At 73.6% G+C, this 24,025-nt stretch carries 22 protein-coding genes; 13 read left to right on the top strand and 9 right to left on the bottom strand.

The window, feature by feature from the left end:
• Position 1 precedes the first annotated feature (1 nt).
• Positions 2–1,432 carry an MFS transporter gene (locus FB457_RS02080; RefSeq protein ID WP_145780589.1) on the top strand — a complete coding sequence of 477 codons (1,431 nt, stop codon included), beginning with the start codon at positions 2–4 and terminating at the stop codon, positions 1,430–1,432.
• Between the two features lie 53 nt (positions 1,433–1,485).
• On the opposite strand, the gene FB457_RS02075 is transcribed toward FB457_RS02080, so the two are convergent.
• Entirely contained in the window at positions 1,486–3,243 is a 1,758-nt protein-coding gene (locus FB457_RS02075; protein ID WP_047017719.1) for an acetyl/propionyl/methylcrotonyl-CoA carboxylase subunit alpha, read from the bottom strand.
• A gap of 408 nt (positions 3,244–3,651) precedes the next feature.
• Here FB457_RS02075 and FB457_RS02070 point away from each other — a divergent pair, with 408 nt between their 5' ends.
• Positions 3,652–4,083 carry a hypothetical protein gene (locus FB457_RS02070; protein ID WP_173534876.1) on the top strand — a complete coding sequence of 144 codons (432 nt, stop codon included), beginning with the start codon at positions 3,652–3,654 and terminating at the stop codon, positions 4,081–4,083.
• A gap of 42 nt (positions 4,084–4,125) precedes the next feature.
• On the opposite strand, the gene FB457_RS02065 is transcribed toward FB457_RS02070, so the two are convergent.
• The 4 genes from FB457_RS02065 to FB457_RS02055 all read right to left on the bottom strand — a co-directional run bounded on the left by FB457_RS02065 (position 4,126) and on the right by FB457_RS02055 (position 6,922).
• Positions 4,126–4,734: a Maf family protein gene (locus tag FB457_RS02065; protein WP_047017720.1), complete on the bottom strand. Its 609-nt coding sequence runs from the start codon at positions 4,732–4,734 to the stop codon at positions 4,126–4,128.
• Positions 4,735–4,858: 124 nt separating this feature from the next.
• Positions 4,859–5,005, bottom strand: a complete 147-nt coding sequence (mmpB, locus tag FB457_RS35070; protein ID WP_164492577.1) for a morphogenic membrane protein MmpB — start codon at positions 5,003–5,005, stop codon at positions 4,859–4,861.
• A 72-nt stretch (positions 5,006–5,077) separates the two neighbouring features.
• A complete protein-coding gene (locus tag FB457_RS02060) occupies positions 5,078–5,290 on the bottom strand; it encodes an acyl-CoA carboxylase epsilon subunit (RefSeq protein ID WP_047017721.1) in 213 nt (70 codons plus the stop codon).
• A gap of 24 nt (positions 5,291–5,314) precedes the next feature.
• Entirely contained in the window at positions 5,315–6,922 is a 1,608-nt protein-coding gene (locus FB457_RS02055; protein WP_486588901.1) for an acyl-CoA carboxylase subunit beta, read from the bottom strand.
• 226 nt (positions 6,923–7,148) lie between these two features.
• On the opposite strand from FB457_RS02055, the gene FB457_RS02050 reads away from it, so the two are divergent.
• Positions 7,149–8,015: a biotin--[acetyl-CoA-carboxylase] ligase gene (locus tag FB457_RS02050; protein WP_047017722.1), complete on the top strand. Its 867-nt coding sequence runs from the start codon at positions 7,149–7,151 to the stop codon at positions 8,013–8,015.
• A gap of 75 nt (positions 8,016–8,090) precedes the next feature.
• A complete protein-coding gene (locus FB457_RS02045) occupies positions 8,091–9,329 on the top strand; it encodes an adenylate/guanylate cyclase domain-containing protein (protein WP_145780587.1) in 1,239 nt (412 codons plus the stop codon).
• A 248-nt stretch (positions 9,330–9,577) separates the two neighbouring features.
• Here FB457_RS02045 and FB457_RS02040 read toward each other — a convergent pair whose 3' ends face one another.
• Positions 9,578–10,681 carry a GGDEF domain-containing protein gene (locus FB457_RS02040; protein WP_047017724.1) on the bottom strand — a complete coding sequence of 368 codons (1,104 nt, stop codon included), beginning with the start codon at positions 10,679–10,681 and terminating at the stop codon, positions 9,578–9,580.
• A gap of 81 nt (positions 10,682–10,762) precedes the next feature.
• Complete coding sequence (locus FB457_RS02035) at positions 10,763–11,542, bottom strand: enoyl-CoA hydratase-related protein (RefSeq protein WP_145780585.1); 780 nt, start codon at positions 11,540–11,542, stop codon at positions 10,763–10,765.
• Positions 11,543–11,716: 174 nt separating this feature from the next.
• Between FB457_RS02035 and hutH the strand changes: the two genes are divergently transcribed.
• The 4 genes from hutH to FB457_RS02015 all read left to right on the top strand — a co-directional run bounded on the left by hutH (position 11,717) and on the right by FB457_RS02015 (position 17,192).
• The gene (gene hutH, locus FB457_RS02030; protein WP_486588923.1) at positions 11,717–13,282 is read left to right on the top strand and encodes a histidine ammonia-lyase; all 1,566 of its coding nucleotides are present in this window, start codon (positions 11,717–11,719) and stop codon (positions 13,280–13,282) included.
• Positions 13,283–13,534: 252 nt separating this feature from the next.
• Positions 13,535–14,725 (top strand): L,D-transpeptidase, encoded by a 1,191-nt coding sequence (locus FB457_RS02025; RefSeq protein WP_253911639.1) that lies wholly within the window; start codon positions 13,535–13,537, stop codon positions 14,723–14,725.
• Positions 14,726–15,001: 276 nt separating this feature from the next.
• Positions 15,002–16,459 (top strand): ABC transporter permease, encoded by a 1,458-nt coding sequence (locus tag FB457_RS02020; RefSeq protein ID WP_047017728.1) that lies wholly within the window; start codon positions 15,002–15,004, stop codon positions 16,457–16,459.
• Positions 16,460–16,508: 49 nt separating this feature from the next.
• Entirely contained in the window at positions 16,509–17,192 is a 684-nt protein-coding gene (locus FB457_RS02015; RefSeq protein ID WP_047017729.1) for an ABC transporter ATP-binding protein, read from the top strand.
• A 108-nt stretch (positions 17,193–17,300) separates the two neighbouring features.
• On the opposite strand, the gene FB457_RS02010 is transcribed toward FB457_RS02015, so the two are convergent.
• A complete protein-coding gene (locus FB457_RS02010; protein ID WP_145780581.1) occupies positions 17,301–17,996 on the bottom strand; it encodes a hypothetical protein in 696 nt (231 codons plus the stop codon).
• 200 nt (positions 17,997–18,196) lie between these two features.
• On the opposite strand from FB457_RS02010, the gene FB457_RS02005 reads away from it, so the two are divergent.
• Positions 18,197–19,096 (top strand): TIGR03560 family F420-dependent LLM class oxidoreductase, encoded by a 900-nt coding sequence (locus FB457_RS02005; protein ID WP_047017731.1) that lies wholly within the window; start codon positions 18,197–18,199, stop codon positions 19,094–19,096.
• Between the two features lie 12 nt (positions 19,097–19,108).
• Here FB457_RS02005 and FB457_RS35810 read toward each other — a convergent pair whose 3' ends face one another.
• Positions 19,109–20,044 carry a class I SAM-dependent methyltransferase gene (locus FB457_RS35810; RefSeq protein ID WP_486588900.1) on the bottom strand — a complete coding sequence of 312 codons (936 nt, stop codon included), beginning with the start codon at positions 20,042–20,044 and terminating at the stop codon, positions 19,109–19,111.
• A 98-nt stretch (positions 20,045–20,142) separates the two neighbouring features.
• Between FB457_RS35810 and FB457_RS01985 the strand changes: the two genes are divergently transcribed.
• The 4 genes from FB457_RS01985 to FB457_RS01970 all read left to right on the top strand — a co-directional run bounded on the left by FB457_RS01985 (position 20,143) and on the right by FB457_RS01970 (position 23,958).
• Positions 20,143–20,973: an AraC family transcriptional regulator gene (locus tag FB457_RS01985; protein ID WP_253911401.1), complete on the top strand. Its 831-nt coding sequence runs from the start codon at positions 20,143–20,145 to the stop codon at positions 20,971–20,973.
• Between the two features lie 32 nt (positions 20,974–21,005).
• The gene (locus FB457_RS01980; RefSeq protein WP_047017734.1) at positions 21,006–21,962 is read left to right on the top strand and encodes a GlxA family transcriptional regulator; all 957 of its coding nucleotides are present in this window, start codon (positions 21,006–21,008) and stop codon (positions 21,960–21,962) included.
• Positions 21,963–22,108: 146 nt separating this feature from the next.
• Positions 22,109–23,107 (top strand): type I glyceraldehyde-3-phosphate dehydrogenase, encoded by a 999-nt coding sequence (gene gap, locus FB457_RS01975; RefSeq protein ID WP_145780579.1) that lies wholly within the window; start codon positions 22,109–22,111, stop codon positions 23,105–23,107.
• Between the two features lie 176 nt (positions 23,108–23,283).
• Positions 23,284–23,958 (top strand): lytic polysaccharide monooxygenase, encoded by a 675-nt coding sequence (locus FB457_RS01970; protein WP_107086151.1) that lies wholly within the window; start codon positions 23,284–23,286, stop codon positions 23,956–23,958.
• Positions 23,959–24,025: the final 67 nt, after the last annotated feature.

Here is a 24,025-nt window from a genome sequence, read left to right as displayed (position 1 = left end):
TGTGTCCACATCCCTGCGCACGCCCGCCGGCCACGGCATCCGCGGTCACGGCCGAAAGGTCCGCGGCGCCCGCCCGGGGCTCGCCCTCACCACGATCGTCGCCACCCAGCTCATGTTCCTGATCGACGCCACGGTGGTGAACGTCGCACTCCCCGACATCGCTCTCGACCTCGGCTTCTCCCCGACCCGGATGTCCTGGATCCTCAACCTCTACACCCTCGCCTTCGGCGGCCTGCTGCTCCTCGGCAGCCGTATAGGCGACCGCATAGGCCGCCGCCGCGCCCTCGTCACCGGCGTGCTCGCCTTCACCGCCGCCTCCCTCCTCGCCGGCCTCGCGCCCAGCGGCGGCCTGCTCCTCTTCGCCCGTACCGCCCAGGGGGCCGCCGCGGCCCTCGCCGCCCCCAGCACCCTCGCCCTGATCGCCACCACCTTCCCCGAAGGCCGCCAACGCGCCCGCGCGCTCGCCGTCTTCGCCTCCATCAGCGGCGCCGGCGCCGCGCTCGGCCTGGTCCTCGGCGGAGCGCTCACCGACCTCGCGTCCTGGCACTGGGTCTTCCTGATCAACCTGCCCGTCGGCCTCGCCATCGCCTGGCTCGCCCCCCGCCACCTCGACGAAACCCCGCGCCAGCGCGGCCCGTTCGACGCCCTCGGCGCCCTGCTCGGCACCCTGGGCATGACCTCGCTCGTCTACGCCTTCATCCGCACCGCCGAGCAGGGCTGGAGCGACGGCCTCGCCCTCGGCGCCTTCGCCGCCGCCGCGGCGCTCCTCGGCACCTTCCTCGCCGTCGAACTCCGCGTCCGCCGCCCGCTGGTGGTCCTGTCGCTCTTCGCCGACCGCAACCGCTCGGTCTCGTACGGGACGATGCTGATGGTCCCCGCCGGGATGTTCGGGGTCTTCTACTTCACCACCCAGTACCTGCAGCGGTTCCTCGACTACAGCCCGTTCCGCGCCGGCCTGGCGTTCCTGGCGCTCACCCTGCCGCTCTTCGCCGCCTCGCGGTTCGCGCCGCGCGCCCAGGCCAGGTTCGGGCCGAAGCGCACCGCGCTGGCGGGGCTGACCCTCAACACCGCCGGCATCCTGTGGCTCACCCGCCTCGACGCCTCCTCCGGCTACGCCGACGGGCTGCTGGGCCCGCTGCTGCTCATGGGCGTCGGGGTCGGGCTGACGATGATGCAGCTCACCACCCTCATCCTCAGCGGCGTCGAGCCCGAGGACGCGGGCTCCGCCTCCGGGCTGCTGCAGACGATGCAGTACGTCGGCGGCAGCCTGGGCCTGTCCGTCCTGGTCTCCGTCTTCGACATGGGCCTGCGGCACTCCGCCGGGCACACGTTCTTCGACGGTGCGGGCGCCGCGTTCACCGCCGCGGCGGCGTTCTCCGCGGTCGCGCTGCTGCTGATGGCGGGGGCCAGGAACACGACCCGTACGCCGTGAAAACGCGTCGGGGGCGGGCCCGCGGGCCCGCCCCCGACCGCGTCAGATGCGCGTCAGTCCTTGATCTCGCAGATGACGGCGCCGGACGTGAGCGTCGCGCCCATCTCCGCCGCGAGGTCCTTGACCGTGCCCGCGCGATGGGCGTTGATGGGCTGCTCCATCTTCATCGCCTCCAGCACGATCACCAGATCGCCCTCCGCGACCTGCTGCCCCTCCTCGACCGCCACCTTCACGATCGTGCCCTGCATGGGCGAGGCCAGCGCGTCGCCCGAGACCGCGGAGCCGGACTTCTTCGCCGCCCGCCGCTTCGGCTTCGACCGCCCGGCCGCCGCCGAGGCGACCGCCCCGAGCGACGACGGCAGCGACACCTCCAGCCGCTTGCCGCCGACCTCGACGACCAGCGTCTCGCGGCTCTCCTCCGCCTCCTCGGCGTCCGCGCCGCCGGCGAACGGGGGGATGCCGCCCGCGAACTCCGTCTCGATCCAACGGGTGTGGACGCTGAACGGCTCGACCGCCGAGGCCGGCGCGAACGCCGGATCCCGTACCACCGCGCGGTGGAAAGGCAGCGCCGTCGCCATCCCGGAGACCGTGAACTCGTCCAGCGCGCGCGCCGCGCGCTGCAGCGCCTGCTGCCGGGTCGCGCCCGTGACGATGAGCTTGGCCAGCAGCGAGTCCCACGCCGGGCCGATCACGCTGCCGGCCTCCACGCCCGCGTCCAGCCGCACGCCGGGCCCGGCCGGCGGCTCGAAGGCCGTCACGGTGCCGGGCGCGGGCAGGAAGTTGCGTCCCGGGTCCTCGCCGTTGATACGGAACTCGAAGGAGTGGCCCCGCACCGGCGGGTCGTCGTACCCCAGTTCCTCGCCGTCGGCGATACGGAACATCTCCCGCACCAGGTCGATGCCCGAGACCTCCTCGGTCACCGGGTGCTCCACCTGGAGCCGGGTGTTGACCTCCAGGAACGAGATCGTGCCGTCCTGGCCGACGAGGAACTCGCAGGTGCCCGCGCCCTCGTAGCGCGCCTCCCGGAGGATCGCCTTCGACGCCCGGTACAGCTCGGCGTTCTGCTTCGGCGACAGGAACGGCGCCGGCGCCTCCTCCACCAGCTTCTGGTGGCGGCGCTGCAGCGAGCAGTCCCGGGTGGAGACCACGACCACGTTCCCGTGCTTGTCCGCGAGGCACTGCGTCTCCACGTGCCGCGGGCGGTCGAGATAGCGCTCGACGAAGCACTCGCCGCGGCCGAACGCGGCGATCGCCTCGCGCACCGCCGACTCGTACAGCTCGGGCACCTCTTCGAGGGTGCGGGCGACCTTCAGCCCGCGACCGCCGCCGCCGAAGGCGGCCTTGATGGCGATCGGCAGCCCGTGCTCCTCCGCGAACGCCGTGACCTCCCCGACGCCCGCGACCGGGTCCTTCGTGCCGGCCACCAGCGGCGCGCCGGCACGCTGGGCGATGTGCCGGGCGGACACCTTGTCGCCGAGGTCGCGGATCGCCTGCGGCGGCGGGCCGATCCACGTCAGCCCCGCGTCGAGGACGGCCTGGGCGAACTCGGCGTTCTCCGACAGGAACCCGTACCCCGGGTGGACGGCGTCCGCGCCGGAGTCCTGGGCGGCCTGGAGGACCTTGCCGATGTCGAGGTAGCTCGTGGCCGGGGTGTCACCGCCGAGCGCGAATGCCTCGTCGGCCACGCGGACGTGGAGTGCGTCCCGGTCCGGCGCGGCGTAGACGGCCACGCTGGCGATACCGGCGTCCCGGCAGGCGCGGGCGACCCGGACGGCGATTTCGCCGCGGTTGGCGATGAGCACCTTGCGCACGTTGGCTCCCTTCTCGGAACACCGAGATTTTAGGTAATGGCGACACCTCTGCGCTGCGGGATCCCGGAGGTGAGCTTTCCCACACAGAGGGTGATCCGCGCCGCCGCACTCGGGCGCGTAGCCCTGAGTTCCCAAGGTACGCCGCATCCCAGGCCGTGCGCGCCAAACCGGCGTGTGGCCAAGGTCTCGCGCACATTGAGCAGAGGGACGGCGCATCTTTTTGTGGGAACCATACGAAGGCGAGACGGAATCTTTTCGGGTCGCCCGTCCGGTCGGATCCATGGCGCAAGCCTGTCGTGTGCCCGTCGCGTGTCCCTCGCGTGTCCATCGTGCGCGGACCCTTGCCGCCCCGGACTACCCATCAGTAGCGTGAAAGGGCCGTACGGACCTGGCTCAGGGGGTGCCGCCATGCGCAGAACCGTCGCCGCGGTGGCGGGCGCCGCGCTGCTCGCCGAGGCGGTCGCGCTGGCCGTCGTGCACTTCGTCCTGGGCTCGGTCGTCGACCGCCAGGACATGTCCCTCGCCGGCCTCGACTCCGGTCTCATGTCGGCCTCCACACGCGCGGCGGGCGTCGCCATCGGGCTCTATCTGCTCTGCTGCGGCGCGGTCGCGTTGCGCATCGCGGTACGGGACCGGGCCCCCGGGCGCGCCGGGCGGATCCTGCTGGTGAGCTGCGCGGTGCTGCACGCGGTGCTGGCGGCGGTGGCCGTGGGGCTCGTGGGCTGGGCGGCGTTCGCGGGGCTGATGGTGCTCTTCGGGCTGATCGTGCTGACGTTGACCGCCGAGGACGTCCCCGTACGGCAGGCGGAGGGCGGCGCCGAGCCGGCGCCGGCGGCCTGAGCCGCCTCGTGTCCCGGGCGCCCCGCAGGTCCTGAAGGCGCTCTACGCCCACAGGTCCGTGATCTGCACCCCCACCTCCGCGAGCAGGCGGCGCAGCAGCGGCAGCGAGATCCCCACGACGTTCCCGTGGTCGCCGTCGATGCCGTCGATGAACGCCGACGAGCGGCCGTCGATGGTGAACGCCCCGGCCACGTAGAGCGGTTCGCCCGTCGCCACGTACGCCGCGATCTCCGCGTCGCTCGGCTCGCCGAACCGCACCACCGTCCCCGCGGTCGCGCTCGCCCGCCGCCCCGACGCCGTGTCGATCACGCAGTGCCCCGTCTGCAGCACCCCCGAGCGGCCCCGCATCGCCTTCCACCGCGCCGTGGCGTCCTCGGCGTCCACCGGCTTGCCCAGCGCCCTGCCGTCCAGCTCCAGCACCGAGTCGCAGCCGACGACCAGCGCCCCCGCCGCCTCCGGACGCGCGGCCACGGCGCCCGCCTTCGCCTCGGCGAGCACCAGCGCCAGCTCCGCCGGGGTCGCGGCGGTGACGGCGTCCTCGTCGACACCGCTGACGACGACCTCGGGCGCAAGCCCCGCCTGCCGGAGCAGGGCGAGCCGGGCGGGGGACTGCGACGCGAGCACGAGCGTGCGGGCGGGGTGGTGGGTCATGGGCGTCATGGTAGGCGGCGGCGGTGACATCGCCGCCGGGCACCGGCACCGGTGCACAAGTCGTCATGCGGGCACGGCGGCTCGTGCGGGTGCCGTGGGGCCGCGGCGCCCGTACGCCGCCGGCTCACGTGGGCAGGACGTCGGGTCCTGCCGCCCCCAGCGCCATCGTCACCACCGCCGCCAGCGCTAGCAGCCAGCCGGCGCGGCGCAGCCGCCGTTCCGCCGCACGCAACTCCGCGTCGGGCTCGTCTGGAGGGTCGGACCAGAGCATCTTCCGATCGTGCCGGTCCCGCACCCCCGTGCGCCTGAGTACGGGTACTCACTTACGCGCGGCGCGGACCTCCTACGACGGCCAGTACGTCGTACGCCACGCCTTCGGCCCCGGCTGCGGCGTCCGCCGGGCCAGCACCCGCCGCGCCGGATCCGCCCACTCGCCGGCGGGACCGCCCCGCCCGCCCGGCACGGACGACGCCGCCCGCGCCTGGACCACCGCCAGCGCCGCCGCCAGTTCCTCCGCCGTCGGGTTGCCCCGGACCACCTTGATCTCGTCGGACATCTGTCCTCCTCGGCTCCCGCCGCGCTACAGCGGGATGTTCCCGTGCTTCTTCGGCGGCAGCGTCTCCCGCTTGGTGCGCAGCACCCGCAGCCCCTTCGCCACCTGCCGCCGCGTCTCCGACGGCATGATGACGGCATCCACATACCCGCGTTCCGCCGCCGCATACGGGTTCAGCAGCGCGTCCTCGTACTCCCTGATCAGCTCCGCGCGCCGCGTCTCCCGCTCCTGCTCGTCCCCGATGGCGGCGAGCGTGCGGCGGTAGAGGATGTTCACCGCGCCCTGGGCGCCCATGACGGCGATCCGCGCGGTGGGCCACGCCAGGTTCAGGTCCGCGCCGAGGTGCTTGGATCCCATGACGTCGTACGCGCCGCCGAACGCCTTGCGGGTGATCACCGTGATCAGCGGCACGGTGGCCTCGGCGTAGGCGTAGATGAGCTTGGCGCCGCGGCGGATGATCCCGTCGTACTCCTGGTCCGTGCCCGGCAGGAAGCCGGGGACGTCGACGAAGGTGAGCACGGGGACGTTGAACGCGTCGCAGGTGCGCACGAAGCGGGCGGCCTTCTCGCTGGCCTTGATGTCCAGGCAGCCGGCGAACTGCATCGGCTGGTTGGCGACGACGCCGACGGGGTGGCCCTCGACGCGGCCGAAGCCGGTGATGATGTTCGGCGCGTACAGCGCCTGGGTCTCCAGGAACTCGCGGTCGTCCAGCACGTGTTCGATGGCCGCGTGCATGTCGTACGGCTGGCTCGCCGAGTCCGGGATGAGGGTGTCCAGCTCCCGGTCCTCGTCCGTGACCGACGCCTCGCCCTCCTCGGGGAAGGCGGGCGGGTCGCTGAGGTTGTTCGACGGCAGGTACGACAGCAGCGCCTTGACGTAGTCGAAGGCGTCCTTCTCGTCGCCCGCCATGTGGTGGGCGACACCGGAGGTGGTGTTGTGCGTACGGGCGCCGCCCAGCTCCTCGAAGCCGACGTCCTCGCCGGTGACGGTCTTGATGACGTCGGGGCCCGTGATGAACATGTGCGAGATACCGTCCACCATGACGGTGAAGTCCGTGATGGCCGGGGAGTAGACCGCGCCGCCCGCGCACGGGCCGACGATGACGCTGATCTGCGGGACGACACCCGAGCCGTGCACGTTGCGGCGGAAGATCTCCGCGAAGAGCCCCAGCGCGACGACGCCCTCCTGGATGCGCGCGCCGCCGCCGTCGTTGATGCCGATGATCGGGCAGCCGGTCTTCATGGCGAAGTCCATCGCCTTGACGATCTTCTCGCCGTAGACCTCGCCGAGGGAGCCGCCGAAGACCGTGAAGTCCTGCGAATACACCACGACGGGGCGGCCGTCGACGGTCCCGTAGCCGGTGACCACGCCGTCGCCGTACGGGCGGTTCGCCTCGATGCCGAAGTTCGTCGCGCGGTGCCGGGCGAACTCGTCCAGCTCCGTGAACGACCCGTCGTCCAGCAGCAGGTCGACCCGCTCGCGCGCGGTCAGCTTGCCCTTCGCGTGCTGCTTCTCCACCGCGCGCGCCGACCCGGCGTGCGTGGCCTCCTCGATCCGCCGGCTCAGATCGGCGAGCCGGCCGCCCGTCGTGTGGCTGTCCGCCATCTCGGCGGGGGGCTCCTGGGCCATGGCCATCGCGGTGCAGCTCCTGCTCGTCGGGGGCGCCTCCGGGGGGGACCCGGGGGAGTGCGGGACTTACCGCTACGTAGGCTATCGGCGCCCGGCCGCCCTACGGGTGCGGCGTTGGCCACATCCGGAGGCGTGGCGCCGCCGGGGCGGTCTTGACGCCGGTGCGCGGCGGGCGTAGAGGCCCCGTGGCGTCGGCGGGGGCGGGGCCGATGCCTGGCCGTAGGGTGGCCGTATGAGTGCAGATCGGGGAAGCCGCTGGTCCGACCTCGACCGTCCGCCGCTGAACGCCGACGCGCTGCGCCGGGCGCTCGTACGGGCCGGAGGGCTGTGGACGTCGCTCGACGTCGTCGAGGCCACCGGCTCCACGAACGCCGACCTCGCCGCGCGCGCCCGCGAGGGTGCGGCCGAGGGCGCGGTGCTCGTCGCCGAGGAGCAGACGGCGGGGCGCGGGCGGCTGGACCGCCGGTGGTCGGCACCGCCCCGATCCGGGCTCTTCTTCTCCGTACTGCTGCGCCCCGAGGGCGTTCCCGTCAGCCGGTGGGGCTGGCTGCCGCTGCTCGCGGGCGTCGCCGTCGCGACCGCGCTGCCACGGGCCGCGGGTGTGGACACGGCGCTGAAGTGGCCGAACGACGTGCTCGTGACCGTCGAAGGCGAGGAGCGCAAGGCGGGCGGCATCCTCGTGGAGCGCCCCGACGCCGCGAGCGAGTCCGTGGTCCTCGGCATCGGCATCAACGTCACCCTGCGCGCGGACGAACTGCCCGTCCCGCAGGCCGGCTCGCTGGCCCTGGCCGGGGCGAAGGTCACCGACCGCGATCCGCTGCTGCGCGCGATGCTGCGGTCGCTGGAGCGGTGGTACGGAAGCTGGCGTACCGCCGGCGGCGACCCGGCCGGCGCCCGGCTCCAGGAGACGTACGCGGCGGGCTGCGCGACGCTCGGCCGGCAGGTCCGCGCGGAGCTGCCGGGCGGGACTGCGGTGACGGGGGAGGCCGTCGCGGTGGACGGTGACGGCCGGCTGGTGCTGGCGACGGCTGCGGGGCTGGCGGAGCCGGTCAGTGCGGGGGACGTGGTGCACCTGCGATCCGCGGACGAAGCGGAGTGAGCTGGGCCACAATTCCCGTATCGTTGAGACCGCAAGGGCGGTGGCCAGGGAACGGACGGGGGGAGGGGGCAGCCGGTGAGTGAGGTTGCGGGCTCCTCCGGTGCGGAGGAGCCGAGGGACCCGGCGGGTCCTGACGGCTCGGAGGCCGCTTCGGGCACCGACGGCCCGGCGGGCGCGGCGGGCGCCGCCGGGGGCGTACCAAACGCCGAGGGCCCGGAAGGTTCCGCGGCCCCGGAAGAGCCGGACGAACGGGTTGATCCGGAGAGCGAAGACGACCCGATCGCCATCCGCATCGAGCAGCTCATCCTGGGCTCCGACCGCCGCTACACGCCCTTCCAGGCCGCCCGCGCCGCGGGCGTGCCGATGGAGCTGGCGGCCCGCTTCTGGCGCGCCATGGGCTTCGCCGACATCGGCCAGGCCAAGGCGCTCACCGAGGCCGACGTGCTGGCCCTGCGGCGGCTTGCGGGCCTGGTGGAGGCGGGGCTGCTGAGCGAGGGCATGGCGGTGCAGGTGGCGCGCTCCACCGGGCAGACCACGGCCCGGCTCGCGGACTGGCAGATCGACTCCTTCCTCGAAGGGCTCACCGAGCCGCAGGAGGGCATGTCCCGTACGGAGATCGCCTACCCGCTGGTCGAGCTGCTGCTGCCGGAGCTGGAGGAGTTCCTCGTCTACGTCTGGCGCCGCCAGCTCGCCGCGGCCACCGGCCGGGTGGTCCAGGCCCAGGACGACGACGAGATGGTCGACCGCCGCCTCGCGGTCGGCTTCGCCGACCTGGTGGGCTTCACCCGGCTGACCCGGCGGCTGGAGGAGGAGGAGCTGGGCGAGCTGGTCGAGGCGTTCGAGACCACCGCCGCCGACCTGGTCGCCGCCCACGGCGGCCGGCTCATCAAGACCCTGGGCGACGAGGTGCTCTTCTCCGCGGACGACGCGGGCACGGCGGCGGAGATCGGCATCCGGCTGATCGAGACGCTGGCCCACGACGAGACGATGCCGGAGCTGCGGGTGGGCATCGCGTTCGGCACGGTGACGACGCGGATGGGCGACGTGTTCGGCACGACGGTCAACCTGGCGTCACGGCTCACGTCGATCGCGCCGAAGGACACGGTGCTGGTCCACGGCGACTTCGCCGAGGAGCTGATACGGGACGGCGCCGCCCCGGAGTCGGAGGCGGCGGCCACGGCGGCGGAGAAGGCGGCGGCGGAGGGCGGCACGGGGGAGGCCCCGTCGTACCGCTTCGCACTCCAGCCGATGTGGCAGCGCCCGGTGCGGGGTCTCGGCGTGGTGGAGCCCTGGCTGCTGAGCCGCCGCGGCTGAGGGGTCTGGGTGCTGACTTCGATCTCGCGTCGTTCGCCCGCAGGGCGGGCGGGGCAGGGGGCACCGCCCACGCCCCCGGGGCGTAGGGGAGTCCGGTGCGTGCGATCGCAAGGCGGAGGGCCGACCGCATAGGGGGCCTCTTCGGCCGATCCCGACAACGCGGCGAGCGTGCGTGCCAGGCTCCCCCCAGCGCGCTGCGCGCGCGTGGGCGGTACCCCCAGCCGCAGACGGGAGAGTGACGACAGACCCTAGCCCCGGCTCCCCGCCTGTCTTCCCCTGAACGTCCTCCGGCTCCGCCCTCGCGGTGGGTCGTCCGCCAGCCTCGTCACCTCCCTGTCCCGGCCCGCCACCACCGGGCCCTCCGACCCCGCCGCCTTCGCCGCGTACTGCGCCGCGTCCGCCAGGCGCAGCAGCCGCCGCCCCGACGGCACCGGGCCGATCGGGTCCCCCGTCGACGCCACCCCGCACGCGACCCCCCGGCCCGGGTCCAGGGTCGCCGCCTGCGCGCACAGCTCCGTCGCCGTCCGCACCACGTCGTCCGCCGGCGGGCCCGCCGACAGCAGGCAGAACTCGTCGCCGCCCAGCCGGGCGGCCAGCGTGCCCGGCAGCGCCGCCCCGTGCCGCGACAGCAGCGAGCCGAATCGTTCCAGCAGACGGTCGCCGCCCGCGTGACCGAGTGAGTCGTTGACCTCCTTGAGGCCGTTGACGTCGCAGACCACCAGGCTGACCACCGTGCCCTCCGCCCGGTGCCGCTCCACCGCCTCGTCCAGCCGCAGGTCCAGCGCCCGGCGGTTGGCCAGCCCCGTCAGCGGGTCCGTGAACGCCAGCCGCCGCGCCTCCTCCAGCCGCTCCGACTGCGCCAGCCCCGCCGCCACCACCGCGCTCAGCGCCGCCGCGACGCTCTCGTCGTACGGGCTGAAGGCGGCCGCGCCGCGCGGGCGGGCCACGTACAGCTCGCCCCACGCCTGGCCGTGCACCAGGATCGGCACGAACAGGCCACTGCCCCGCCCGCGCCGTCGCAGCATCTCCCCCCGCGGTCCCGGAGAGCCGGACGTCGCCCTCCAGGGGCCGCCGCGCACGGCCAGGTCGGGGAAGTCGCGCAGGGCGTACGACTCGTCCGGCGGGAACTCCTCCTCACCGGGCGTCCGCTCGCCGTCGTTCACGAGCACCCGCAGCCGCCCGCTCTCCCGCTCCCAGACGGAGACCGCAGCGAACGATCCGGCCAGCGCGCGCCTGGCACCCGCCGCCGCCGCACGCATCGTGTCGCGGGGCGTGACCGCCTCCGCCAGCGCCAAGGCCAGCTCGACCACGGCGCGCAGCGGTTGGTCCGGGGGCCGGCCGTTGCCCGTCACGGCTCCAGAGTAGGCAATCAATCCCCGTTTGCAGGATTTAGGCCGATTGCCCACTATGAGGGAGGCGACCCCCCTCGCCCCTCACGCCCCCGGCCACTCCGGCCTGCGCTTCTCGTTGAACGCGGCCACGCCTTCCTTCCGGTCCGCCGACAGCGCCGTGCGGTGCCAGGCCGCGTCCTCGATCTCCAGCCCCGCCCGCAGCTCCCGCCCGTGGCCCAGCCGCAGCGCCCGCTTCGCGGCCCGCACGCCCACCGGCGAGTTGCCCGCGATCCGCCGGGCCAGGTCCAGCGCCGTCGTACGCGCCTCGCCCGCCGGCACCAGCCGGTCGACCAGGCCCAGCTCGTGGGCCTCCGCCGCCTCCACCCGGCGTGCGGTGAAGATCAGCTCGGCGGCGCGCGCCGAGCCCACCCGGCGGGGGAGCAACTGCGTCCCGCCGCCTCCCGGCACCACCCCGACCGACACCTCCGGCAGCCCGACCACCGCGGTCTCGTCGGCGACGATGAAGTCGCAGGACAGCGCCAGCTCGTACCCCCCGCCGAGCGCGAAGCCGTGCACCGCCGCGATGACCGGCATCGGCAGCTCCAGCACCCCCGTGTACGCGGCGCGCGACGTGGGGCGGTGGCGGTGCATGTCGGCGTCGGTGAAGGCGTTGCGCTCCTTGAGGTCCGCGCCGACGCAGAACGCGCGCTCGTGGCTGGAGGTGAGGACCACGGCCCGTACCGACGCGTCGGCGGCCAGCCGCGCGGTGGTCTCGGTGAGCGCGCGGGCCAGCTCGGTGGAGACGGCGTTCATGGCCTCGGGCCGGTCGAGGACCAGCTCGGCGACGTGCTCGTGCGTGCGGACGGCGATGCCCTCGCCCATGCGAATCTGCCTCCGGCGGCTCGTGGCGTTAACGCTCGCTAACGTAGTGCGTGCGACCGCGTCGCGCCAGAGCTGACCAAGTGTGTTCTCTGATCAGTTGGACGTCCCGCCAGGGGGTCCGCACAGCGCCCGTGACAGCTCAGGATTCACTTCGTAAGGTTCCTGAATATGAATATGCACTCCCGCCCCGCGCCCGTCGTCCTCGGGCCCGCCGGCACCACCGCGGACGACGTCCTCGCGGTCGCCCGCCGCGGCGCCCCGGTCGAGCTGTCCGTACGCGCCCTCGACGCGCTCGCCGCCGCGCGCCGCGTCGTGGACGACCTCGCCGCCAAGCCCGACCCGGTGTACGGGGTCTCCACCGGCTTCGGCGCGCTCGCCGTCCGGCACATCAGCCCCGACCTGCGCGTGCAGCTCCAGCGCAACATCGTCCGCTCGCACGCGGCCGGCATGGGCCCGCGGGTGGAGCGCGAGGTCGTACGGGCGCTGATGTTCCTGCGCCTGAAGACGCTGGCCTCCGGCCACACCGGCGTACGCCCCGAGGTCGCGCAGGCGATGGCCGGGATGCTCAACGCCGGCATCACCCCCGTCGTCCACGAGTACGGCTCCCTCGGCTGCTCCGGCGACCTCGCCCCCCTCTCGCACTGCGCGCTGGCGCTCATGGGCGAGGGCGACGCCGAAGGCCCCGACGGCACCGTGCACCCCGCCGCGGACCTGCTCGCGGCGCACGGCCTCACGTCCGTGACGCTGCGCGAGAAGGAGGGCCTCGCACTGCTCAACGGCACCGACGGGATGCTCGGCATGCTGCTCATGGCCTGCGCCGATTTCGCCGCGCTGCTCACCGCCGCCGACGTCACCGCCGCGCTCACCCTGGAGGCCCTGCTCGGCACGGACCGGGTGCTCGCGCCCGAGCTGCACGCCGTGCGCCCCCACCCCGGCCAGGCCGCCAGCGCCGCCAACATGCTCAAGGTGCTCGACGGCTCCGGCCTCACCGGCCACCACCAGACCGGCCACGACGGCCAGCCCGCCGCGCCCCGGGTGCAGGACGCGTACTCCGTGCGCTGCGCGCCCCAGGTCGCGGGCGCCGGCCGGGACACCCTCGCCCACGCCCGTACGGTCGCGGAGCGCGAGCTGGCCGCCGCGGTCGACAACCCGGTGGTGATCGACGGCCGGGTCGAGTCCAACGGCAACTTCCACGGCGCCCCCGTCGCGTACGTCCTGGACTTCCTCGCCGTCGCCGCCGCCGACCTCGGCTCCATCGCCGAGCGCCGCACCGACCGGCTGCTGGACAAGAACCGCAGCCACGGCCTGCCCGCCTTCCTGGCCGGCGACCCCGGCGTGGACTCGGGCCTGATGATCGCCCAGTACACGCAGGCCGCGCTGGTCGGCGAACTGAAGCGGCTGGCCGTCCCGGCGTCGGCGGACTCCATCCCCTCGTCGGCGATGCAGGAGGACCACGTCTCGATGGGCTGGTCCGCGGCGCGCAAGCTGCGTACCGCGATCGATCACCTGACCAGGGTGCTGGCCGTCGAGATGTACGCGGCCACCCGCGCCGTCGAGTTGCGCGCCGGGCTCACGCCGGCGCCCGCCACACAGGCCGTGCTGCGCGCCGTGCGCGACGCGGGGGTCGCGGGGCCGGGGGACGACCGGTTCCTGTCGCCGGACCTGGCCGCGGCGGAGGGATTCATCCGTTCCGGGCGGCTCGTCACGGCCGTGGAGTCCGTCACAGGGCCTCTTTCCTGATTCGTCGCAATCTGATCGAATGGGCGCTGACCTGCGCCGTTCCCTCTCCTTCCGGCCGGATGTGGGGCGGTGTGCCCGACCGCGGGTCAGGAGTGTCCGTGGCGTGTGCCACAGTGGGGTGGCAGGACGGAACGGACTAGTGGGGACTGGGCGTCCTCCTCCGTGAGGTAGGGCATCGCGCCCTTCGCGGTGAAGGGGAGTTACGACGTGAGGGTGTACGGCAGGGGCGGGGTGGCGCTGACCGCACTGGCGATGAGCGCCGTGCTGGGGCTGACCGCGTGCGGCGGCGACAGCAGTGCGGAAGGCTCCGATGATCAGAAGGACTCCGCCTCGGAGCAGAAGAAGAACGTGCCGGACGCCCGAATAACCATCGCGCCCAAGGATGGTACGGAGAACGTCGGGATCAACTCCGACACCAAGGTCACGGTGAAGGGCGGCAAGCTCACCGAGGTCGTGCTCACCGCTGCCGGCAGCACCGACCAGGTCGCCGGGACCATCGCGGACGACGGCTCCTCCTGGACCCCGGACGCGGCCCTGGAGCGCGGCACGGAGTACCGGCTCACGGCCAAGGCCAAGGACAGCGACGGCCAGGTGTCCACGTCCAACGCGAACTTCTCCACGGTCTCCGCCGAGAACAGCGTGATCGGCTACTTCACCCCGGAGGACGGCACCGAGGTCGGCGTCGGCATGCCCGTGTCGCTCAACTTCGACAAGCCGGTCGAGGACAAGGCGGCCGTCGAGTCGAAGATCGCGGTCGAGACGAGCAGCGGCCAGGAGGTCGTCGGCCACTGGTTCAACGACACCCGGCTCGACTTCCGCCCCGAGGACTACTGGGAGGCGGGCTCCACCGTCACCATGGACATGAACCTCGACGGCGTCGAGGCGTCGCCCGGCGTCTTCGGCGTGCAGGACCGCGAGATGAGCTTCACCGTGGGCCGCTCGCAGGTCACCACCGTCGACGTCAAGGCCATGACGATGGAGGTCGTGCGGGACGGCAAGAAGATCAAGACCATCCCGATCTCCGCGGGTTCGCCCGAGAACCCCACGTACAACGGCCAGATGGTGATCTCCGAGAAGCACAAGGAGACCCGGATGGACGGCTCGACCGTGGGCTTCACGGACGACGAGGGCGAGAGCGAGTACGACATCCCGGACGTGCCGCACGCCATGCGGCTGTCCACCTCCGGCACGTTCATCCACGGCAACTACTGGGGCGGCCGGGGCGTCTTCGGCAGCGCCAACACCAGCCACGGCTGCGTCGGCCTCTTCGACAAGCAGGGGGCGAACGACTCCGGGACGGACGGCGCGTGGTTCTACGACCAGTCGCTGGTCGGTGACGTCGTGATCGTCAAGAACTCGCCCGACGAGACCATCGCCCCGGACAACGGCCTCAACGGCTGGAACATGGACTGGGCCGCCTGGCAGGAGGGCAGCGCGCTCTGAGCCGCTGATCCGCTCGGCCGTGGCGGGGCGCCGCCGCGCCACGGCCGACGCGGTGCTCCGGGGAGGGCACGAGACGCCCCGTACGCTCCGGCGTACCGCAGCGCGCGGGGGCGCGGAGCACCTTCCTCCGGCGGGCGCCGCGGGCGTGCGCCGTAGCACCGGCACAGGGCCGGGACCTGGACCGTACGACGTACGTACGGCGAGGCCCGGCCCTTTCTCATGGCACTCTCACGGTGACCTCAGCCTTTCCCCAACATCGCGCCATAGCTTCGGCGCATGTTCCTCACCTACCTCCGGCGCGAGCTGCGCCGGCGCAGAAAGGCCGCACTGGTCGTCGCCCTCGGCCTGGCGCTCGGGATCGGCCTCGTCATCACCGTGTCCTCCGTGGCCGCCGGCATGCGCGACGCCCAGGACGAAGTCCTGCACTCCCTCTACGGCGTGGGCACCGACCTCACCGTCAGCAAGGAGGCGGACAAGAGCGACGGCGGGCCGCAGAGCTTCCGTATCGGACCCGGCGAGGGCGGTGAGGACGCCACCAAGACCGACGACCGGCTGATGCCGCTCGGCGGCTTCCAGCACCTCGACGACTCGGTCGTCGGCGAGGTCGAGGCCCAGGACGGCGTCGACACGGCGGTGGGCGCGCTGGCGCTCAACGACATCGAGTTCAAGGGCGACTTCCAGCAGGGGAAGATCGAGGGCGGTGCCACCGGCCAGGCGGCTCCCGGCCAGGGCGGACCCGGCGGCGGAGGCGGGGGCGGCCCGCGGATCGAGGGCGGCGGCGCCGACATCGACGTCGACTCCTTCACCGTCACCGGACTCGACGTCACCCAGCAGGACGTCGGCCCGCTCTCCTCGTCCAGGATCAGCGACGGCGCGACCTTCGGCAAGAACGACACCGACTCCCTCAAGGCGGTCGTCGACAGCGCGTACGCCAAGGACGAGGACCTGAAGGTCGGCGACGAGGTGACCATCAAGGGCAAGGAGTTCGAGGTCGTCGGCATCGCCACCGCCGACACCGGCGCCGCCACCGCGAACGTCTACATCCCGCTCAAGCGCGCCCAGGAGCTGTCCGACGCCGACCTGGAGAACAAGGTCTCCACCATCTACGTCAAGGCCGACAGCTCCGAGGACATCCCCGCGGTCAAGGACGCCATCGACGAGAACGTCTCCGGCGCCAGCGTCACCTCCGCCTCCGACCTCGCCGAGCAGGTCTCCGGGAACCTCTCCACCGCCTCCAACCTGGCCACCAACATCGGCAAGTGGCTCTCCGTCGTCGTGCTGGTCGCCGCCTTCCTGCTCGCCGGGCTGCTCACCATGTCCGCCGTGGGCCGGCGGGTGCGGGAGTTCGGCACGCTCAAGGCGCTCGGCTGGCGCAGTGGGCGCGTCGTCCGGCAGGTGATGGGCGAGGCGTTCGTCAACGGGATCCTCGGCGGCGTCCTCGGCATCGCGCTCGGCGTCGCCGGCGCGTACCTCGTCACGACGGTCGCCCCGACGCTCGACGCCTCGGTGGGCCCGGGCGCCGACATGCCCGAGGGCGCCGTGATGCGCGGGCCGAAGGAGATGGTGGACGCGGCGAACTCCACCGTGGAAGTCGCGCTCCAGGCGCCCGTGACGCTCTCCGTGATCGCCCTGGCCGTCGCGCTCGCGGTCGCCGGCGGCCTGATCGCCGGCCTCTTCGGCGGCTGGCGGGCGGCGCGGCTGCGGCCGGCGGACGCGCTGCGCCGCGTCGAGTAGCCCCACCTCCCCCGACCACCTCACCCGCGGCATCCAGGAGTTGACCACGATGTACCAGCTCACCGGCGTCACCAAGCGCTACCAGCGCGGCAAGGAGGCCATCGACGCCCTCGCCGGCGTCGACCTCACCATCGCCGACGGCGACCAGCTCGTCGTCCGCGGCCCCACCGGCGGCGGCAAGTCGACGCTGCTGCAACTGCTCGGCGGCCTCGACCGCGCGACGTCCGGCACCGTCAGCCTCGACGGCACCGACCTCGGCGGCCTCAGCGAGGCCGCGCTCACCCGGGTACGCGCCGCGACCATCGGCTTCGTCTTCCAGAGCTTCAACCTCATTCCCACCCTCAGCGCTCAGGAGAACGTCGAGACCGCGCTCGTGCCGCTCGGCGTCAAGGCGACCGAGCGCGCCAAGCGGGCGGCCGAGGCGCTGGAGTCCGTGGGGCTCGCGGAGCGGCTGACGCACCTGCCGGGCGAGCTGTCCGGCGGCCAGCAGCAGCGCGTGGCGATCGCGCGGGCGCTGGTGAAGCAGCCGAAGGTGCTGCTGGCCGACGAGCCGACGGGCAATCTCGACGAGGACACCCGGGACGACATCGTCGCGCTGCTCGAAGGGCTGTGGAAGGAGCTGGGGTTGACATACGTGCTGGTCACGCACGACAGCGCGATCGCCAGGCGGGCGCCACGGCTGGCGGTCATCAAGAAGGGCCGGCTGAAGGTCACGGAGCGGGAGGCGGCGTAGCGCCGTAAGGGCACGGGGGTCTCGGGGGAAGGGCGCGTACGGGCGCGGAGGCGTCCGTACGCGCCCCTGCGCGCCCCGGTGTCGTACGGCACCGGGGCACCGGCCTGTTCAGCGGCGGCGGGGTGAGGCCAGCAGGTACATCCCGCCGTCGCGTTCCGGGTGTTCGGAGACCTGCCACCCCGCCGCCTCCAGCACCCCCGCGGCCCGTACCAGCTCCCGCAGGGCCGGCCCGGGCCGCCAGTCGACCCGCACCGCCTCCGGCTGGTGCGCGGCGGGGGTGACGGCGTAGCCGCCGGTCACGTCAGTGGCCGGGGGCAGGCCGCCGGCCTCCAGCGCGAGGGCGACGGCCGACGCCAGATGCGTACGCTCCCAGGCGCACGGCACGTCGATGGCGCCGTCGGCGTTGGTGAGCCGGCGCAGCTCGGCGAGGCCCTCCCACGCGCTGCGCACCTCGCGCGCGCGGGCGGCGGCGTCGGGCGGGGCGGGCTCGCCGCCGGTACGGGCCGCGAACACCCCGGGCTCTGCCGGGACCCGGCTGCCCTCCGGCTCGTCTGCGGCGCCGGCGCCGGCTGCGGCTTCGGCTTCGGCTTCGGCTTCGGCTTCGGCTACGGCGAGCAGCCGGTCACGCAGTTCGCGGCCCGCGGGGGTGAGGTAGTGGCGGTGCGGCGGGCGCGGATGCCGTACCGCGAGACCGCCGTCCACCAGCCCTTCCAGCACGCGGTCGCTCGCGCGCACCAGCCCGGTCGCGGCGTCGGCCCCGGCCACGGCCCGGCGCCGGGCGGGCGTCAACTTGGCGGTGCTCATGGCACCACGGTACGCAGTCGCCGCGTACCCCCTTCCGCGTACCGTCCCGGCTGCTGCCGCGACGGGCCCCAGCCGCTCCGGGAAGGCCGCCTGAACGCCCGTTACTCCCCTGGGAGTAAGAATGTTGACTCCTGTGGACGGACGACCGGCACACGCCGTCACAGGCAGACTGCGTGTAAGCGACGAGGAGGCCGCCCACCATGCGCATCAGCATCAACGTCACCGACTTCTCCTGGCCCGGCGGTCCCACGGCCCTCGCGCCCGCGCTCGCCGAGGTCGCCGGCGCGGCGGACACGGCGGGCGTGGACACCGTGTGGGTCGGTGACCACCTGCTGCAGGCCGACCCCACGTGCACGCCGGACGAGCCGGTGCTGGAGGCGTACACCACCCTCGGCTACCTGGCCGCGCGCACCGAGCACGTCCGCATCGGCACGATGGTCACCGGCGTCACCTACCGCCCGCCCGCGCTGCTCGTCAAGGCCGTCACCACCCTCGACGTGCTCTCCGGCGGCCGCGCCTGGCTCGGCCTCGGCGCCGGCTACCGCGAGGACGAGGCGTACGCGATGGGCCTGTCCCTGCCGCCCGCGGTCGAGCGGGTCGAGCGGCTGGAGGAGACGCTGCGGCTGGCGCAGCAGATGTGGGCGGGCGACACCGGCGCGTTCGACGGGCGGCACTTCACGCTGGACTACCCGGTGTGCAGCCCGCAGCCGGTGCAGCGGCCGCGGCCCGCGGTGCTCGTCGGCGGTGTGGGCGACGGGCCGATGCTGCGGCTGGCGGCGCAGTACGCGGACGCGTGCAACTTCTTCGACGTACCGGACGGCGGCCTGACGCTCCGCCGCGAGCTGGACGTGCTCGCGGACCACTGCGCGGCGGCGGGGCGGCCGTTCTGGGAGGTGGAGAAGACGGTCACCGCCCGGATGGAGGTGGGGGAGCCGGCGGAGTCGGTGGCGGAGCGGTGCGAGTCGTTCGCGGAGTTCGGGATCGAGCACGTCGTGTTCGTCGCGGTCGGGCCGTGGTCGGTGGAGGCGGTCGAGACCGTGGGCGAGGCCGTGCCGGTGGTGGCGCAGATCAAGCCGAACAGCGAGGTGGGCGTCTGGTGAGTCCGGCCGCCCTCACCCGCGCCGGAAGGTGACCACCGTCCCCGGCGTCACCGGCGCGGGCGCCTGCGGCGCCGCGGCCACCCGGCGCTCCCACTCCGCGAAGCCCGCCTCGATGTCGGCCTCCGGCATGTGCTCGAAGATCGAGAACGCGCGCGTACGCAACCGGGCCAGCGCCCCCGCCCACGTCCCGGGCGCCGGCAGCCCGACTTCTCCCACCCTTTTCAGCTCCCATCCCGCCGTCTCGAACGTAGCGCGCAGCACTGACAGCGGCTGGTAGAGCGCGGCGAGGACGTCGCGCCCGCGCGGGAAGGCGTCGAGGTACCACAAGTCGGGCAGCGAGCTGCTGGAGTCGTACGCGCCGCTGGGCGTCCGGGCCGTTGCCTGCAACCGCGACGAGCTGGCCACCGGCGAGGGCGCCGCCCGCGTGCTGGACCTGCTCACCGACCGCGCGTGACCGCCTTCGTCGGCCACAGCGGCGTCGGCAAGACCACCCTGGTCAACGCGCTCGTGCGAGTCGGTGAGTTCGGTACGCAGCAGCAGGGTGCCGCCGGGCCGTACGACGCGGTGCAGCTCGCGCGCGCCGGCGGGCTTGTCCCGTACGTGATGCCAGACCAGGAAGCAGAGCGCGAAATCGGCCGACTCGTCGGGCAGCGGCAGCGCCTCGGCCCGCCCCGGGACGTACGCGGCCCGCGGATGCGCGGCGTGGGCGACGGCCTGCTCGCGCATCCGCGCCGACGGCTCGGCCCCGGTGACCGGACCGCCGAACTCCGCGGCGAGCAGCGGCGTGAACCGCCCGGTGCCGGACCCGAGGTCCAGCGCGCGCAGCGGACGGGCGGCGGGCAGGCGGGCGGCGAAGGCGCGGGACCAGGCGGTGCGCTGGGCGTCGGTGAGGGCGCGGCCTGCGGCGTAAGTACGGTGGAGGCGGTGGTCGTAGTCCACGGGGCGCATGCCGGTTCCTACCCGGCCGGGACCCGTTCGAGCGCTTCCGCTTCGCCCGGCGGACGGGCGGGGTGGGGAGTGGCCGCCACGCGCTAGTCTGGCCAGCCATGTCGCTGAACGGCCCCGCACCGCCTACCGATTCCGCTTCCGCTTCCGCCCACGGGGGCGGTGCGGTGCTCGTGGCGGGCCTCGCGGCGGCGGGCGGCGGCTGGACCGACCGCCACCGCCACCCCGTGCCGCAACTGACGTGGGCGGGCAGCGGAGTCCTGATGGTGCGGGCGCTGGGCCGCACGTGGGTGCTGCCGGCGACGACGGCGCTGTGGATCCCCCCGGGCGTACGCCACGCGACGGGGACGGCGGGCACGACGGAGCCGCGGACGCTGTACGTCCGATATCCGGGCCCGGCCCCGACGGCCGCCGACCCCCCGCTCCGTACGCGCCCGCCGGCGGACCGGCCCGGGTGGCCGGAGCCGACCGTCGTGGCCGTGACCCCGCTGCTGCGGGCCCTCAGCGACCACCTCGCCGACGACGCCCCCGCCCCGGCCGCCCGCGCCCGCGCGGAGGCCGTGCTCCTCGACCAGCTCGCCCCCGTCGCCCCGACGCCGGTCCTGGCGCCCATGCCCCACGACCCCCGCCCCCGCGCCGTCGCCGAGGCCCTGCGCGACACCCCGGCGGACGCCCGCACGCTCGCGGAGTGGTCCCCGTACGCCGGCGCGGCGCCCCGCACGCTGGCGCGCCTCTTCGTCGCCGAGACGGGCATGCCCTTCGGCCGCTGGCGTACGCACCTGCGCCTCCAGGCGTCCCTGCCGCTGCTCGCCTCCGGCGCGACGGTGGCCACCGCCGCCCGGCACGTCGGCTACGCCTCGTCGAGCGCGTTCGTCGCGGCATTCCACCGCACCGTGGGGGCACCGCCGGGCACGTACTTCCCGCGCGACTGAGGATCCGCGGACCGGGCACGTACCGTGTCCCCGTGCCAGCCTCCCGCCTCCGCCGCGCCGCCGTCCTCGTACTGGAAGGGGCCAAACCCCTCGACGCCGGCATCCCCGCGCAGGTCTTCAGCACCCGCCGGAGCATGCCGTACGAGGTCCGCGTCTGCGGCGCCGCACCGGGGCTGGTGGCCGGCGGCGACGGGCTCTCGTACCACGTCGCACACGGCCTGTCCGCGCTGACCTGGGCGGACATCGTCTTCGTACCCGGCTACCGGTTCCCCGACCGCGACGACCCGCCGCCCGCCGTCACCGAGGCCCTGATCGCCGCCCACCGCCGCGGCGCCCGCCTCGCCGCCATCTCGACCGGCGCCTTCGCCCTCGCCGCCACCGGCCTCCTCGACGGCCGCCGCGCCACCACCCACTGGCACTACACGCGCGCGCTCGCCGCGAAGCACCCGGAGGTACGGGTCGACGAGAACGTGCTCTTCGTCGACGAAGGCAGCGTCCTGACCTCCGCGGGCGCCGCCTCCGGCATCGACCTGTGCCTGCACATCCTCCGCGGTGACCTCGGCGTGGCCGCGTCCAACCACGCCGCGCGGCGCCTGGTGGCGGCCCCGTACCGCAGCGGCGGCCAGGCGCAGTACGTGCCGCGCAGCGTGCCGGAGCCGCTCGGCGAGCGGTTCGCCGCGACCCGGGAGTGGGCGCTGCACCGGCTCGGCGAGCCGCTGACGCTGGAGGCGCTGGCGCGGCACGCGGGGGTGTCGACGCGCACGTTCTCGCGGCGCTTCGTGGACGACACCGGGTACACGCCGATGCAGTGGATCATGCGGGCGCGCATCGACGTGGCGCGCGAGCTGCTGGAGCGGTCCGAGCAGAGCGTGGAGCAGATCGCGGACCGCGTGGGCCTCGGCACGGGCGCCAACCTGCGGCTGCACTTCCAGCAGATTCTGGGGACGACGCCGAGCGAGTACCGGCGCACGTTCGCGCGGGGCGAGTAGCTGGCGAGATCCTTGCGGAGGATGGCACCCGGGCCGCTGTCAGGGAGCGGCAGGGCGGGCGAACCTACGGGAAAGCGCAGAAACCCCGAAGGGACATCCACGGGAATCCCGTGGGGAGCCGCAGACACCCGGGAGGCAGGAAGCCCATGACCCGCATCGCCATCAACGGATTCGGCCGCATCGGCCGCAACGTGCTGCGTGCGCTGCTGGAACGCGACAGCAGCCTCGACGTCGTCGCCGTCAACGACCTCGCCGAGCCCGCCGCCCTCGCGCGGCTCCTCGCCTACGACACCACCGCGGGCCGCCTCGGCCGCCCGGTCACGGCGGACGGCGACACCCTCGTCGTCGACGGCCGCCGCATCAAGGTGCTCGCCGAGCGGGAGCCGGCGAAGCTGCCGTGGGCCGAACTCGGCGTGGACGTGGTCCTCGAAGCCACCGGCCGCTTCACCGCGGCCACGGCCGCCCGCGCCCACCTCGACGCGGGCGCGCGCAAGGTCCTCGTCAGCGCCCCCTCCGCCGGCGCGGACGTCACCCTCGCGCCCGGCGTGAACACCGGGGCGTACGACCCGCAGGCCCACACCATCGTCTCGAACGCCTCCTGCACCACCAACGCGCTCGCCCCCCTGGCCGCCGTACTGGACGAACTCGCCGGCATCGAACACGGCTTCATGACCACCGTGCACGCCTACACCCAGGAACAGAACCTCCAGGACGGCCCCCACCGCGACGCCCGCCGCGCCCGCGCCGCGGCCGTCAACATCGTCCCCACCACCACGGGCGCCGCGAAGGCCATCGGCCTCGTACTCCCCGGCCTGGACGGCAGACTCTCCGGCGACTCGATCCGCGTCCCGGTCCCGGTCGGCTCGATCGTCGAACTCAACACGACGGTCGCCCGCGACGTCACCCGCGAAGACGTCCTCGCCGCCTACCGCACGGCGGCGGAAGGCCCCCTGGCCGGCATCCTCGAATACTCCGAAGACCCCCTCGTCTCCGCCGACATCACCGGCAACCCGGCCTCCGCCGTCTTCGACTCGGCCCTCACCCGCGTCGACGGCCGCCACATCAAGGTAGTCGCCTGGTACGACAACGAATGGGGCTTCTCCCACCGGGTGATCGACACCCTCGAACTCCTCACCACCACCTGAGTCCCGGGTTACGTATCCGGACCTGCCGGGGGCCGATCGGGGAAGGCCCCGGGGACGCCCCGACGCACGGGCACGGCCCCCGGCGGAGTCTGTTATTTCATGGACATTTCAATTGGGTCGCCGGTAGAGTTGGGAGCGCTCCCATCTGTCTTCACCGACCGGAACGGAGACCCCCCATGCACAAGCCAAGCCACTCCGGCAGGCGCTCCCGGCGAGCCGTCCGCCGACCTCTCCAGGCGCTCACCCTGCTGGTTGCCGTGCTCGCCGGCGCGCTGGCCTGGACCAGCAGCGCTCAGGCCCACGGCACCGTCGTCGACCCGGCAACCCGCGCCTACCACTGCTGGGAGGAATGGGGAGACGACCACCTGAACCCGGCCATGGAGCAGGAGGACCCCATGTGCTGGCAGGCCTACCAGGCCAACCCCAACACCATGTGGAACTGGATGAGCATGCTCCAGGACGGGCTGGGTGGAAAGTTCGAGGAACGGACTCCCAACGGGAAGCTCTGCAGCAACAACCACCAGAACTTCGAGAGCCTGAACAACCCCGGTCCCTGGACGACGACCGATGTCACCGACAACTTCTCGATCCACCTGTACGACCAGGCATCACACGGAGCCGACTTCTTCCGGGTCTACGTGAGCAAGCAGGGGTTCGACCCCAAGACCCAGGCTCTCGGCTGGGACGACCTCGACTTCATCACCGAGACGGGCAGCTACCCCCCGGCGTCCGACATCACGTTCCCCGTCCAGACCTCCGGCTACTCCGGACACCACATCGTCTTCACGATCTGGCAAGCCTCGCACCTGGACCAGGCCTACCTGATGTGCAGTGACGTGAACTTCGGCTGAGCCGGAAGGCCCGTACGTACAGAACCCCAGCCGGCCCGGTGCCGTGAGCCCGGCACCGGGCCGGTGG

Source organism: Streptomyces sp. CNZ287 (genome assembly GCF_007827615.1).
Note: the sequence above shows the minus strand (reverse complement) of the source record. Positions and strands in the feature narration are given on the sequence as shown.